This window comes from Stutzerimonas sp. 21-1, from assembly GCF_056336065.1.
In genome coordinates this window covers 1,348,196-1,361,474 of the sequence record NZ_CM150500.1, presented here as the reverse complement: position 1 = coordinate 1,361,474, position 13,279 = coordinate 1,348,196, and the positions used below count along the sequence as shown (strand labels likewise).

Annotated in this window: 17 protein-coding genes; 2 read left to right on the top strand and 15 right to left on the bottom strand. The window is 63.5% G+C overall.

The features are described from left to right. Positions 1–47: 47 nt before the first annotated feature. From AC0ZJQ_RS06800 to AC0ZJQ_RS06730, 15 genes are all read right to left on the bottom strand, one after another. A complete protein-coding gene (locus AC0ZJQ_RS06800; RefSeq protein WP_138299532.1) occupies positions 48–398 on the bottom strand; it encodes a head decoration protein in 351 nt (116 codons plus the stop codon). After that, the gene (locus tag AC0ZJQ_RS06795) at positions 398–1,579 is read right to left on the bottom strand and encodes a S49 family peptidase (RefSeq protein ID WP_476477552.1); all 1,182 of its coding nucleotides are present in this window, start codon (positions 1,577–1,579) and stop codon (positions 398–400) included. The genes AC0ZJQ_RS06800 and AC0ZJQ_RS06795 overlap by 1 nt, the downstream gene beginning before the upstream one ends. A gap of 146 nt (positions 1,580–1,725) precedes the next feature. Continuing rightward, a complete protein-coding gene (locus AC0ZJQ_RS06790) occupies positions 1,726–3,306 on the bottom strand; it encodes a phage portal protein (protein ID WP_043296271.1) in 1,581 nt (526 codons plus the stop codon). Continuing rightward, on the bottom strand, positions 3,303–3,512 hold the full coding sequence (gene gpW / locus AC0ZJQ_RS06785; RefSeq protein WP_043296270.1) for a gpW family head-tail joining protein: 210 nt from the start codon (positions 3,510–3,512) through the stop codon (positions 3,303–3,305). The genes AC0ZJQ_RS06790 and gpW overlap by 4 nt, the downstream gene beginning before the upstream one ends. Further along, positions 3,512–5,533, bottom strand: a complete 2,022-nt coding sequence (locus tag AC0ZJQ_RS06780; protein ID WP_217496800.1) for a terminase gpA endonuclease subunit — start codon at positions 5,531–5,533, stop codon at positions 3,512–3,514. The genes gpW and AC0ZJQ_RS06780 overlap by 1 nt, the downstream gene beginning before the upstream one ends. Beyond that, positions 5,469–5,978, bottom strand: a complete 510-nt coding sequence (locus AC0ZJQ_RS06775; protein WP_476477551.1) for a hypothetical protein — start codon at positions 5,976–5,978, stop codon at positions 5,469–5,471. The genes AC0ZJQ_RS06780 and AC0ZJQ_RS06775 overlap by 65 nt, the downstream gene beginning before the upstream one ends. Before the next feature lie 152 nt (positions 5,979–6,130). Next, entirely contained in the window at positions 6,131–6,478 is a 348-nt protein-coding gene (locus AC0ZJQ_RS06770; protein ID WP_476477550.1) for a phage holin family protein, read from the bottom strand. Next, on the bottom strand, positions 6,471–6,821 hold the full coding sequence (locus tag AC0ZJQ_RS06765) for a putative holin (protein ID WP_043296268.1): 351 nt from the start codon (positions 6,819–6,821) through the stop codon (positions 6,471–6,473). Before AC0ZJQ_RS06765 ends, AC0ZJQ_RS06770 begins: the two co-directional genes overlap by 8 nt. Positions 6,822–7,099: 278 nt before the next feature. Continuing rightward, a complete protein-coding gene (locus AC0ZJQ_RS06760; RefSeq protein WP_476477549.1) occupies positions 7,100–7,624 on the bottom strand; it encodes a hypothetical protein in 525 nt (174 codons plus the stop codon). A gap of 44 nt (positions 7,625–7,668) precedes the next feature. Beyond that, positions 7,669–8,001 carry a hypothetical protein gene (locus tag AC0ZJQ_RS06755; protein ID WP_476477548.1) on the bottom strand — a complete coding sequence of 111 codons (333 nt, stop codon included), beginning with the start codon at positions 7,999–8,001 and terminating at the stop codon, positions 7,669–7,671. Continuing rightward, positions 7,998–10,718, bottom strand: coding sequence for a DUF5906 domain-containing protein (locus AC0ZJQ_RS06750; RefSeq protein WP_476477547.1), 2,721 nt, complete (start codon positions 10,716–10,718; stop codon positions 7,998–8,000). The genes AC0ZJQ_RS06755 and AC0ZJQ_RS06750 overlap by 4 nt, the downstream gene beginning before the upstream one ends. Then, positions 10,711–10,971 (bottom strand): helix-turn-helix domain-containing protein, encoded by a 261-nt coding sequence (locus tag AC0ZJQ_RS06745; RefSeq protein WP_476477546.1) that lies wholly within the window; start codon positions 10,969–10,971, stop codon positions 10,711–10,713. The genes AC0ZJQ_RS06750 and AC0ZJQ_RS06745 overlap by 8 nt, the downstream gene beginning before the upstream one ends. Then, positions 10,964–11,185 carry a TraR/DksA C4-type zinc finger protein gene (locus AC0ZJQ_RS06740; RefSeq protein WP_476477545.1) on the bottom strand — a complete coding sequence of 74 codons (222 nt, stop codon included), beginning with the start codon at positions 11,183–11,185 and terminating at the stop codon, positions 10,964–10,966. The genes AC0ZJQ_RS06745 and AC0ZJQ_RS06740 overlap by 8 nt, the downstream gene beginning before the upstream one ends. Then, on the bottom strand, positions 11,178–11,663 hold the full coding sequence (locus tag AC0ZJQ_RS06735; RefSeq protein ID WP_138299525.1) for a phage regulatory CII family protein: 486 nt from the start codon (positions 11,661–11,663) through the stop codon (positions 11,178–11,180). Before AC0ZJQ_RS06735 ends, AC0ZJQ_RS06740 begins: the two co-directional genes overlap by 8 nt. 341 nt (positions 11,664–12,004) lie before the next feature. Beyond that, on the bottom strand, positions 12,005–12,229 hold the full coding sequence (locus tag AC0ZJQ_RS06730) for a helix-turn-helix domain-containing protein (protein ID WP_333396932.1): 225 nt from the start codon (positions 12,227–12,229) through the stop codon (positions 12,005–12,007). 98 nt (positions 12,230–12,327) lie between these two features. Between AC0ZJQ_RS06730 and AC0ZJQ_RS06725 the strand changes: the two genes are divergently transcribed. Both AC0ZJQ_RS06725 and AC0ZJQ_RS06720 read left to right on the top strand, forming a co-directional pair. Next, entirely contained in the window at positions 12,328–12,993 is a 666-nt protein-coding gene (locus AC0ZJQ_RS06725) for a LexA family transcriptional regulator (protein WP_476477544.1), read from the top strand. 29 nt (positions 12,994–13,022) lie between these two features. After that, the gene (locus tag AC0ZJQ_RS06720) at positions 13,023–13,229 is read left to right on the top strand and encodes a carbon storage regulator (protein WP_476477543.1); all 207 of its coding nucleotides are present in this window, start codon (positions 13,023–13,025) and stop codon (positions 13,227–13,229) included. The last annotated feature ends 50 nt before the right edge of the window (positions 13,230–13,279 follow it).

Sequence of the window (13,279 nt, the reverse complement as noted above, 5' to 3'; positions counted from 1 at the left end):
GAAATAAAAAAGGCCGCGGTAGCGGCCCTTGGGAAGTGTTTTGGCGATCAGACCGGCAGTTGCAGGCTGATCGGCGTGCCAGCAAAAGCGGCGAGCTTCTGCGCAGCAGTCGCACCAGACGGCCAGACAAGCTGCTCAGGATTGAAGGTGCCGGACTTGATCACCTGTGCCTGCTTATCCGCCGCACTGGCATCGACGGCATAGGCTGTGATGAAGATGGCGACTTCGGAGCCGTCTGTTGCGGCAGGATCCCAGGCGACGAGTTTGCCGGTAGCGGCGACCTGGCCGAGCGGAGTTTTCTCGGCGAGATTCTGGCCGGAAGCGACGGTGCCGAGGGTGGTCTGGTAGGAGTCGGAACCGGTGACCCAGTTGTCGACGGGCTGTTGGACGGTAGACATCAGGCTTTCACTCCCGTGGCGGCGTTCCAGGCACTGGCGATCGCCTGAGCCTTGTTGGGTTTGTCGTTACCGCTGGCGGCAGCAGTGACGTTCGGCTGCTCTTCTGCCGCCATTAGCTTGTCCAGCGCGGTACTAGCATCGAGGTTTGCCGCCTGTTCCTTCGGGGCAGCAGCGAGCAATGCGCCGGCCTGCTCAACAGCCAGGTCTGTATTGAAGGCTAGGTGTTCGGCCATTTTTCCGCGGCCAGCGGCCTCGGCATGCTGGAGGATGCCCTGCACGCGAGTGCGCTCGGCACTGGCAGCAGCAGCGTTATCGACTGTGGCCGGCGCCGCGGCGGCCGCCTGGGCAGGCGGGGCGGCTTCGGCAGTCGGCGTTGGGTTGGTACCGGTCATGCGATTGACTCCTAGGGTTGTGACCCTGCCCTGGCTGGACAGGTATTCGGAAAACTCGGCGGCTGCCTCATGCCCATTAACCAGGCCATCGGCGAAGCCGACCTCAATTGCCGCCTGACCACGAAATACCGCGGCTTCGGTGGCCAATACCGCTTCGCTGGTCATGCCTAGGTTGCGGGCAACCAGCTCGGCGAACTGTTGGCGTAGCGCGTCGGTGTCGAACTGGAAGCGGCTGAGGACTTCCTTCGGCAAATCCTCGTAGGGGTTGCCATCGACTTTGTGCGCACCGGAGTGGATGAGGGTGACCTTGATGCCCTCCTGCTCCAGATAGTCTTCATAGCTGGCGTGGGCCATCACGACCCCGACCGAGCCGACGTAGCCGGTTTGCGTGATCAGGCGCCGGTCTGCCGCACTGGCTAGCGCCATGCCCGCCGAGCAGGCCGAGTCGCATGCCAGAGACCAGATCGGCTTGCTGGCCTGTTGCGACATCTGGCGGAGCCGGTCGGCGGTATCAAAACAGCCAGACACTTCGCCGCCTGGCGTATGCATGTCCATCAGCACGCCCTTGACGTCCGGCTCGGCGAACATCATCGCGGCGCGATTGATGATGCCGTCGTAGCCGGTCATACCGCTGTACGGTTTGAGGTAGCCGGACTTGTGCGCCAGGGTCCCCTTCACGTCCAGCAGGGCGATGCCGTCGACTACCTGGAAGATGACTTCTTCCTCGCCCCAAGCGTTTGTGCGCGTCTTGTTGTAGGTACGGGCATCGACTCGCAGCTTCTGGCCCATGTCGATGGCGCCCTGCTCGTCCTTTAGCTCGGCGATGTTGAGCCGGCTGCCCAGCGCGCTGAAAAACACACGCGCATAAGCCGGCTCCAGCAACAAGGGCGTGTTCAGCACCCGGCTGGCAATTTGCGGATAGTTCATGAGGTCCCCTACTCGGTTGGCTCGGCCTGTTCCGGGGCCAGGGCCTGGGCTTGCATCCAGCTCGGCGGCGGCAGGCCGGCCTCGCGGCGCTCGTTCATTTCGCGCACCTGCTGCGCGAAGGTTTCCTGGTAGTCCTCACCCAGCAGGGCCAGCTCTTTTTCGTAAGTGCTGAGGCCAGACTCGATACGCAGGACCGCCTCCTTCACTTCCTTGAGTCCGTCAATGGCTAGCCGCCCGGAGCCGATCCATTCGGTGTTGCACCAGGCCGATTTCGCCTCGTAAAAGCCGCGGGTGGCCCGACTCGGCAAGACGAGTTCTCGGCGTTGCAACGCCTCCTCGAACGCAACCACGAACAGCATGCTGGCGAAACGCGAGGCGATGACCTTGCGGCGCCCCATGTAGTAGCGCCAGCCCTCCATCATGCTGGCCCGGGCGCTGCTGTAGGTGCTCTGCCGGTAGTCACGAGCAAACGGTTCGTACGGGACGTTCAGCCCTGCCGACATCCAGCGCAGGATGCTGGATTCCAAGTCGGTGAAGCCGTTGTCGACGTTGCCGCTGGTTTGCAGGTTGAGCTTTTCACCCGGCCACAGGTGCGGGATTTTCACGCCATTGAGCGAGAGCTTGGAACCGTTGTGGAAGCTGTTCACCGCCATCAGGTAGTTGACGATGTTGTTCGTACCACCCTCGCCGGCGCCGATGATTTCCAGGGCCGCGTCGGTACCGAGTTCGCTCTCGATGGTAGCGGCGTACATCGCGTTGACGATGGCATTCTGCAGCTTGGTGTGCTGCAGCTTCGGCAGCATGTGCGACTGTTCGAGCACGGCCAGGAACTGGTTGGCGCCACGACTTTGTCCATCTTCGGTGGGCTCGAAGACGTGGATAAACTTGGGCCGGCCGAAGCGGGTTTCGCGCTCTATGCGCCTCCACTCATTGCTCATCCCGTTGCCGAGGCCGAGCCCGCCCGTACCGCTCTGGCGCACCCAGGCCGCGATCATCGCGCCGCCCCGGTCAAATTCGAGCCCATGACGCAACGTCGCCGTGTCGGCTCGGCCACCGGGGTTGCTTACGCGCTTGGGGCTCACCATCTTGATTGCGGTATGCATCGAGGTGCCCGCGCGCTCCAGCCACTCTACCGCTGCCATTACCTCGCCCAACCGCGTGTGTGTGGCCACGGCCTCGCGAACCATCATGGTGGCGGTGCGTTTGCGCTCTACGTCCAGCCAGCAGCCGATCGGGTCCTCTGCATATTCGGTCCACCAGGCCTCGACGTCCTGGGCGAAGGATCGGGCGTCGACGTCGCTGATGCCAAGACGCCGCCAACGCGGCTTGTAACTCAGCCGGAACAGGTGCCCGACGATGTTATCGACATGCAGCTGTACGCCGTTCGCCGCGAAGGCGTTGTTTCTGGTGACATCCTCTGCGCGGGCGTTGCCGAGGTCGAGCTGCGGTAGGAGCGCGGCGTCGAGCGTTTTCAGCGATGGCTTCCAGCGCTCGAGCTGACCACCGAAACCACCTCCGGCGCCCTGCCAGCTACTCATTTGCGACCTGGCCGGCAAGCCGTTGGGGTGCAGGATCTGGATGGCTGTCATGCGATTACTCCTGCGGGGCCGCGCCGATGTGGACGGCCGAGACCAAGCTGACCCTCGAGCTGGGCGATGTAGCGCTCCAGGTCTCCACGATTGGCCTGCGCGAACTCCACCCGCTTACCGTCGCGCTGTAGGCTCACCATGCTTTCGCCAATGATCAGCCGGTGCAGCGCGTTGCGAGCCTCATTCAGTTGTTGTTGGGTCGACATCAGTCGTCTCCGTTCATCATGCGGCCGAGGTCTGCCAGCGATGGGCCCTGTTTCGCAGGTGCTTCCGGAACATCTGGCAGGCTATCGGCCGAAGTGACCGGCACGACGTCGCTGTCAGCGAGCAGATCGGGTTGCATAAGCCCAGCCTCGATCGCATCCCAGTCGGTCGGCGTTTTCAGGTGCAACCGCAGATAGCGAGCCAGGTGAATCTGGTACGTCTCGCAGTCCCACGCTTCTACCGCGGCGCCGGCCTTCTGTTGCCAGACCTTCTTGCCAGCATGGCGGCGACTCGGCGCCTTCACCTCGCCACACATCTGGGTGAAGTAGTCGGCGCGCACTTCCGCGTAGGTATGCATGCGCCCAGGTCCGTGACCGGTGAGCTTGAGCCGTTCTGCCAGCAGATCCTTCGCCTTGTTGGTGCCGACCATGTAGACCTGCAGCCCGTACTTCGCAGCCTTAGTGGCCTTGGTATTGAGGTCGATCTTGCGCGGTGCCGTGAGAATTTCCGCATCCAGCGTGGTGGCACCCTTGATTGCCAGCAGCTTGGACAGGCGCTGTTTGCGCGTACGGACGTAGTGATACACCGCATCGTTGGTCTGGCCGTCCGAAGCATCGATGCTCGCCGCGCTGATGCGCAGCCGATAGCCCTTGGCATGTTCGTAGACGCCGAACACCAGGCGATCCAGTTCGTTCCAGACGGGGTCGTTCTTGTCAGAGGTGCCCGTCTGCGCGGAGATCTCGGTCCAGAGGATCAGCCAGGACTCTTCACCGCGGCCCCAGGCACGAAGGATGACCGCGATACGGTCGTGCTGAACGTCGACGGTCAGCGTGAGGATCAAGCCGCCAGCCGGCACCCGCAGTTCGCCGTATTCCTCGACTCGCTCTGCCAGTTTCTCCGCATCTGGCAGATCAGATTTGTACTCGTAGGGGCGCCCCTGCTTCTGGTTGACGAACTTGATGATCTGCTTGAGATCGCCGCTTTCGGCCAGTTTTTCCGCCGCCAGCTTTTCGCGTACCAGGCCGGACAGCGTTGTGCCTGGTAGGCAAGCGTACAGCTCGCTCAGCTCCTCGAAGCCTGCTTTCCCGTAGAAGGGACGCGTGGGCACCCAGCCACGAAGCGGGTCGCCGCGCTCAACCGCTGCGAAGACGGTATTTCGAATATTTTCCTTCCGCTGATAGTCGTCCCATGTACTGCCGCAATGCGGACAGGCGTAGACGGCGGTATCTGGCAGTGCCCGGCCGTAGATTTCATGCGGCTGGGCGTCATCGTCAGCTTCGAGCCAGCTTATGTACTGGAAGTCCAGCACGTGTGATTCGCCGCATTCGTGGCAGGTGATCGGTAGCACTCGGCGGTCGCTCTGCTCGATGCGCTGCTCGGTCTTGGAAAATCCCTTGAGAGACGGCGTTCCGCCGACAACGAACTTTGCGCCGGGGTAGCGTTTTACGCGCTCCTCGAGCAGGCCGATGGCATCCCCTTGTTTTTTCACATCGTCGCTGGTGTCGTCAGGCTCTTCGACGATGGCCAAGCCAACCGAAGAGGTCGACTTGACGTTCCCCGGCGAGTTGGAGGCCACCAACTTGAGAAAGCCACCGGTGTATGACTTGTGGTTCCAGCGGTTGCCTTGCTTCTTGGCCGTGGTGACGTCCATGAGCCTGCCGATCTGCGGGTTCGCTAGAACCGCGGGCACGAGCTTTTCGTCATGGAAGCTCTTACCGTCACCCTCTTTAGCGAACAGCACCATGATGGGCATGGGCTGGCCTTGCACTCGCTTGAAGATGAAACCGAGCATGAAGTAGGTCCACCCGATTTGGGCCGCCTTCATCAAGACGATTTCATTGACCGCGGGATCATCCAACGCGGCAGCCACACCGAGGAAATACGGTGTGTAGTAGAAGTCGTAGAGTCCGTGAAGTACGCCGGATTCTGGCGGCAGCCAGAACTCACTCGACAGGTAATCAGTTGTTGATATTTGCTTCGGCGGATTGAACTGCTTGCCTGCCTCCAGCAAGGCGCCGGCCAAGCTTATCCGCATAGCCTCCAATTCGGCCGATTGTAGATTCAGCAATGCGAGCCACCGTGGTTCGGTCGATGCTGACCTTCAGACCGTTCTCCAGCTCCTGAATCAGCTTCTCGAAACCGCTCTGGTACTCGCGGTTGGCGAAGCTGGCCCAGTCACTGAGTGCGAACGTTGCGTCAGCCGTAGGGACGAGCGTCCCGAGTTTCTCGTGATAGGCCAGGCGGCCGTTGGCGGCCTTGACCGTGGACTCTTCAATACGAGCCGCATTGAGCAGCTCGACTTGGCTGCCGCCTCGACCGGCCGCCTTCTCTCGCAGGTCGCGGATGTATGCGGTACGGATCTCGTCAAGGGTGGCGTTGGTCCAGTCGATGGCGAGCGACTTCAGCACGTCGCGGCAGTTGCGCTCGCTCATGTCCAGGTGCTGGGCAATTTCTCGTTGCGAGGGCATGAACAACTCCACCGCAGGACCAGGCCGGAAGCGGAACCCCCTATACGCCCGTCACTCTGCGAAAAATCCGCGGTCTACGTCGCCGCATTTGAGGAAGTCGCCAGGGAGGACCCGCTCTTTTCGGGGCGTCGGGGCGTCGGGGCGTCACCGCGTCATCGCCTCACCACCCGCCGCTCCCGGAACACCGCGCCATGCCGACGCTCGGCCCCATCCCATCGCGGCGATTCAGACTTCAGCACCGCTGCCAGGTTGCCGCGTGACCGCCAGATCGCGCACGCGAACACCGCCAGCAGCACCACCAGCGGCCAGCTCTGCGGCTGCATGTGCAGCGAGCCCTGCAGAATGCTGATCATCGTCTGCCCGGCGCAGCCCATTACCAGCACCGCCACCAGCGAAACGCCCCGCCGGAAGCGCGCGCCGCTGCGGCGATACGTGAACAGTCGCAGGAAGATCACCAGGCACAACCAGAACGTCACCTGCGTCAGCACCAGACTATCCATCGGCTTGCCCTCGCTGAGCCGGCAGAGCGCCGCGCTTGATTGCATTGAGCGACAGCGTCACCACCAGCACCGAACAGATGAACGCAGCCGGCCCGGGGAACGCGAACGGATGGACGCCGAACACCTCAAGATCGCCAACGGCCGGCGACAGCAGATAGCCCATCACGAACGAAGTCAGGAAGAACAACCCGCGCTGCCACAACGGCAGCTCACGCGTCGTCGTGAAATACAGCAGCGCGCCGAATAGCGCACCCACCGCCGCCTCCGTGTTCACGCCAGCCAGCACACCGGCCACGCCAACACCGACAGCGCCGGCAACCACCACGCCGCTCGGCTCGCTCATCACAACCTCCCACCGGCCAGCGGCCAAAAGAAAAGGCCCACCGTTGCGGGTGAGCCTTGGAATGGATGCCCCCTCTCGGGGGCTGGCCTGCCGGGGAACAGGCCGCGACACAGCACGTCGCTTGGTGGTTATCGCTGCGGGCGCAGCTCTACAACCATGCGCACTTTCTACAGCCGACATGCAACGGCGTAAACCCTCGAATTACGCCCCTCTCGAATCCTCCGCGAATGCTCCCGCAATCCTCCGCCAATCCTCGAAACACACCGGACGAACGGCCATCACGCAGCCCCCTTCGCCGCCGCCCTCACCGCCCGCGCCGCAGCCTTGCGCTCCCCTTCACGCCGGCGCTCGGCCACCAGCGCAGCCCGTGCGGCATCGCGCGCCACCCGTGCCCGCTTCACCGCCGCCGCATGTGCATCCGTGCCCCGCTCCGCCGCCTGCAACCGCGCCAGCGCCACCGGCCACTCCGCCATCAGCTCCGCGTGCAGCTCATCCACCTGCGTCCGATACGTCCGCATCGAGATACCCAGGCGCGCACACTGCGTCGCCACCGCCACCGCCTGCGGCCCCTGGCAGTAGCGCACATGCGCCAACCGCTGCAGCACCCGCCCACGCGAGCCAAGCCCTAGCGGCGCATCCTTCGCCAGCCCGTCCAGCGCCATCGTCACCGCCTGGCTCGCCCGGCTGATCGCCACCGCGCACTCCACCAGCGACAGGCAACGATGCCCGCCAACGCCGCCCGGCGCATCGTCACCCAGCCGGCCCAGCGGCGAGGCGATGGCCACATCCAGAGCAGGGTCCACAACCTCACGGCCCCACGCCTGCAACAGCACCTCCATCGCCTCGATCATGCTTCACCCCCGACCCGACACAAAAACACCGAACCCAACACAAACCCGACACACTTAAAACCCTTACAAATCAACACCTTCAAAGTAACTGTGTTGGGTGTGTTGGGTTTGTTGGGTTTTTCAGCCCTCGCGTAGAAAAAAAACCAACCGTCACCGGTGCCGGCAACCAATCCCGAGCGCGATGCACGCATGCGCGCGCGCGCGTAAAACCCGACACACCCGACACACACCGCCGCAAGCCCCGCCGTTACTGGCCTGCCGCTGTGTTGGGTTGCAAAACCAAACCCGACACAACCCGACACACCCGACACACATTTGCGCCAAATCATGCCGCCACCTCCTTGACGTGATCCCAACCATCCACGTCCCAGCCCGCCAACTTCGCCCGCGCGCGCCACTCCCTCACCTGCTGGCCAAGCGCAGCGGCTTTCAGAGATAGGGGCGGGAAAGAGCCCTCCTCCTCGCCTTCCCCCGCATCCGGCAGGAAGAACGCACCGAAGCGCCGATCGCTGCCGTCCGTCCACGGAATCGGCCGCGGCGTCTTGCCGACTTCCGAACTGATGAACAAGCTGAACTTCGTCTGGCTCATCGCGTGCTCGCGGTTGCGCTGGCACCACTCCAGAAACAGCGCATACAGGTCCGTCGACAGGCACGCGCCCCACAGGCCCTTGCCCAGCTCGCCCACCCGCCACTGATGCAAAAACGTCTGCCACCCCGCACGGGACAGCGCCACCAACCGCTGACGCGCATCCGTCTTCGGTGGCCGCGTGCGCTCATTGAAGTCACCCAGGTCCACATCCAGCAGCCAGCCATACAGCGCCGCCACCCCACCGTTTGCCAGCTCCGCGCCGATCGCCCGCTGCCGTTCCTCCGGCAACGTCTCCAGCGGCCACATCACCAGAAACCGGCGGTCCGACTCACTGATCGGCCACGGCATGATCTCGTTCGAGAGGAACACCGCATTCATGTGGTTCGCCTCCTCCCAACCGTTGATGAACTTCGACTCCATCCGCACCGTCTTCCCGGTGATCAAATGCTTGATCTTGCCCACCTGGTTGTAACGCTGGTCCCGGCTTACCACCTCCTCGAACACCGCCCACAGCTTCCGGCTCTGCCACGCATTGAAGTTACTCTCCAACTGCGTCTGCCCCACCGTCGCCGCATACGGCCCGTACAGCGCCCCCAACGTATCGGCGAACAGCAGACTCTTGCCCGAGCCCTCCATCACCGAATGCATCAGCACCGCCGTATCCAGCTTCGCGCCCGGGTGCTGCAGCGGAAAGGCCAACCACTTCACCAGCCAATCCAGCGGCGCTGGCTCGTGGTTGCACAAAAAGGAGATCAGCCACCGCAGGTTCTCGCACGCCTTGTCATCGCGCACCGGCTCCAGCGGCAGCCCCTCGAACGTGTTGATGTACACCGCCGGGTCTTTCGTCATCGTCGGGTCGAACACAATGTGATCGACGTCCACCGTCCGCCGCTCCGCGCTGTTCAGCCACAACGCATAGGCATCGCCCAGCGCCATCTTCACCGCGCCCTCCGGGATGCGCCGCTTCTTCTCGCGGTCCCACACATCCTTCGTCCCATCGATGTACACATACCGCTGGATGGGCGTCATCCCCAGCGCACCGGCCTTCTTGCCAGCCATCCGCCGCGCCTGCTCGATCTCGCGCACCTCATCCGCGCCGATCAGCTTCTTGCCCGCATCCTCCGCCCAGCCCTTCGCCAACGGCTTCGTCACCAGGGCCTCGAACGCGGTCTTCTTCATCACCGCTTTCTTATCCTGGTCCCAGACGTGCGTCGTGCCTTCCACCAGCGCAAACCGCCGCAACACCTGTGCCGCCGTAAACCCCGCCCCCGCCCCCCCGCTTTCGGAGGAGCCGCCCGGCGCCGCGGCTTCGTCAGCGGATGGGGTCGGGGAAGGCTTACCACCAGCAACCGCAGCAGTAAGCTGCTCCGTCACCGCCTCCAGCCCCCACGCCACATGCACATCGTTCCAGTCCTGCCCCGCCTCGGCTTCGGCCGGCAGCGTAGGGAACGCCGCAATACCGCCAACCTCACCCGCCGCCGCTTCCGCCTTCTTTCGGCCCGGGTTGCCCGGCTTCGTCGGGTCGTCATCGCCGGCCAGCACCAACAGCGCATCCGGGCACTGCGCCGCCAGGTCGCGCGCCACCGCCGGCATGTTGCCGGAGTCCAGCGCCATCGCCACGGGCCAGCCCTTCGCCATGTGCACGCTCGCCGCCGTCGCATAACCCTCGGCCTCGGCGATCACCGCCGCACCGTCCAACTCGCCCAGCACATGCCGGCATCCCGCCTTGCGCCCGTACTTCGGGAACAGCTTCGTGCCCTGCTCGTTGATCGCCTGCAGGCTCCACAACTTCCCCGCCGCATCGCGCAGCGGCACCGCCACAGTGCCGGCCTTGAACATCAGGAACGACAGCGAATCCGGCCTGGGCTTCGGCATGTGCGCGAAGAACTCCCGCGCCTCGCTCCCCACCCACACATCGCAGCGCTGGCGCTCATCATCGATGGCCAGCACAACCGTGTAGTGGAAAAAGCCCACACCAAAAGCCCCCACCTGCTTACGCTCCAGGTAGGGGCTTTTGCCTTGCGGCTTGCAGTGCTTCGTCCAGATCAGCTCACAGGCGGAGGCCACGGCCTCACGCATTACCTGCGCCCGCGCCTCATCCGCCTCGATCTCCGCCTGCCGCACCGCACGGCGCTCCTCGGCCTCGGCATTCAGCCGGCGTTTCTCCTCGGCGGTCATCGGCTCGCGGCGCGGGCGCCACCCGTTGTCCTTCGCCAGCTTGATCACCGTGCCCATGCCCGTGCCCGCCTTGCGGAACGAGCGCCACACCGTTTTCGCATCGGCCGCGTTATACCCATCGCCGGTCGCGCTCCAGGTATCCCAGGCATCGAACCCAGCGCTGGCAAACTCCGCCTTGATGCCCATACCCACCTGCAACCACGTGTCGCGGTCATCGGCGGGGATGTACTGCAGCAGCTCGGTCAGGTCGGCTAGCGTCAGAGGTACGCGCTCAACCACGGCGCACCTCCATGACCTTTTCAGTGAGCCGAACCCACTGCGCCATCTCGTCTGAGACCAAATAGCGGACCCGCACCCGCGCGCCGATCAGATCAAGGAAGCTGAGCGGCATGCTCTTAGAACCGGACAAGATTGCCGATACGTGGGCGCCTGATACGCCAATCGCCTCAGCGAAAGCTTTTTGCGTGCCGTAGTGCTTTTCGATGTAGAGCTTCAGGATCCGGCGGCATTGCTCTTGGGTTACTTCAGCCACGGCGCACCCCCGCATTCCGCTTGTCCTCGAAGACCTGGCACTCCACGCACAGCCGGCACCCTTGCACCGCATCGCGCCGGGCCTGTGGAATCTCCACGCCGCACTCCTCGCACTCGCTCAGGCTCACGCCCTCATAACGCACGCGGGCGGCAATCGCCGCCTCCCGGTCGTCCAGCTCGCGCTGTTGCGCCATCTCGAATGCACGCTCATCCATGACAGCTCTCCTCCATCGCCTGCTCGGCGCCGGCGACGATCCCGAGAATCTCCCCGATCATCCGGTTCGCGTGGTAACGCAGCGTCTCCACCTCGTGCGGCTCCCAGCGGTTATCCGCTGCGCCGTCATGCAGGCTGCCGACAAACTCACCCTCGGCCTGCAACAGCGCGCCCAGCGCCTTCAGCGCATCGCGCGTCGCTGGTACCGGCTGCGGCACGAACGCCACCGCCCCGGCCGGGCGCACCAATGCCGCCAGCAGGCGCGGATCGCGCGTCGTAGCGACGATCTCCTCAATGAACTCAGGGTGAATTGGGCGGTGGCCCTCAGGGTTGACGCGCTTGCTCAGCTCGTCCGGGTCCATGCCGATGGTCAGCGCCACCGCGTTCTGGCCCCCTGTTGCGTCGCGCGTGGCGCGGTACAGCGCCTGGCGGGTATTAAGCACCGGGCCTTTGCCCGGTAGTAGATCTCTGCGGCTCATGGCTTTAATGCCCCGGTAACGCTGTAGCCAGCTGCAGGGCAGTTGCCCTACAGTTGGCTCACAGCTCGCGACCTTCCCGATACGTGCTGTGTCCTCGGGTCGCGGGTTGAGGGAGTCAGGGGTGGTACCCGTCTCCCGGACCGCTGGGTCAAGGCCGCTTTACTTTGGTGAGTGGGCGCCTTGATTCCAGCCTCTACATCCACCTGCCGCCGCGGCGTCAGGTTTGTTGCTCTTGGCCCTGGGCCTGTGCCGGCTCCGGTCTGCTGGTGAGGCTCCCGGAGCCGGCCCCCGCCGCCTGAATCCTTGTGCTGTATCCCGGCGGGGTGTGCCTTGGTGAGTAGTCAGGCTGCTGATTTGCGAGGAGCTTCCGACTCGCGCAGCGAGGAATCCGAACCGCCAACCTTCTGTGCGTAGAGCGATTCGATTGCCTTGCCTGTGGTGTAGCGAACATCGGAGCCATTCAGCGCCCGGTGGATCGTAGGCTGAGTGGCGCCCACCGCCTCGGCGATGGAGCCTTGGGTGTAACCCGCCTCAAGCAGCCCTTCGATCATGTTCTTGATGGTCATCGCTCAATCCTATGCGTATTCGCATTGAAATCGATAATACGCGGACGTATTGAGCGAATCAATACACTCGGCAATACGTTTTTGAATTGGAAACAGCCATGCATATAGGCAAGCGACTTGCCGCGAAGCTGGAAGAGCTTGGCTGGTCGGAAGGCGAGCTGAAACGCCGTTCCGGCGTATCGCAGCCGACCATCCATAGAATTATTACTGGTGAGTCTCAAGACCCTCGCCAGAGCAACGTCGAGAAGATCGCCCGGGCGCTCGGCGTAAACGCTCACTGGCTGCGGCATGGCGGCCCGAACGCCACAGGCACGAAGGAAGGCCCGGCGTCCTACGCTATTGATATGGAGCCGGGCCCGGAAATCGTTACCCCTTATCGTCCGATCAAGATCGTCGGCACCGCACAGCTGGGTAACGAGGGCTACTGGTATGCACTGGACGGAGGTGATGGCGTGGTTGACGTGCCCTCTCGGGACCCGGATGCCTACGCATTGCGTCTGCGTGGCGACTCGATGGCACCGGCGATTCGCTCCGGGTGGATCGCTGTCTGCGAACCTAACCACTCATGGGTACCAGGTGAATACGTGCTGATCTGCCTCACCAGCGGAGAAAGCATGGTCAAGGAACTGCTCTACGCCAACGACACGGAAGTCAGCGTCATGTCAGTCAACGACGCATTCGGCCGCCGCACCATTCCGGTCGAACAGATAGAAACCATCCACTACGTCGGGGCCATCCTGCCACCCAGCAAAGTACGGCTCTAACCGAAACACCTACGCAAGGAAGCGAAACCATGGGCAACCTCACCCTTACCCGCCGCGAAGGCGAAAAGATCGTCATCCGCGTTCAGCCCGGCACGAATGCCGAAGAGCTGATCGAACAGCTCCTGCTGGACGGCATCATCATTACCGTCAAAGAGATCAAACGCACCAACACGCGCCTAACCATCGACGCACCACTGGACCTGCAGGTGCTGCGCAGCGAGCTTGAAGAGGCGTAGACCCACCCTCAAGTCATGTACCGATACATTACATGGCGGCCTGCGAGACT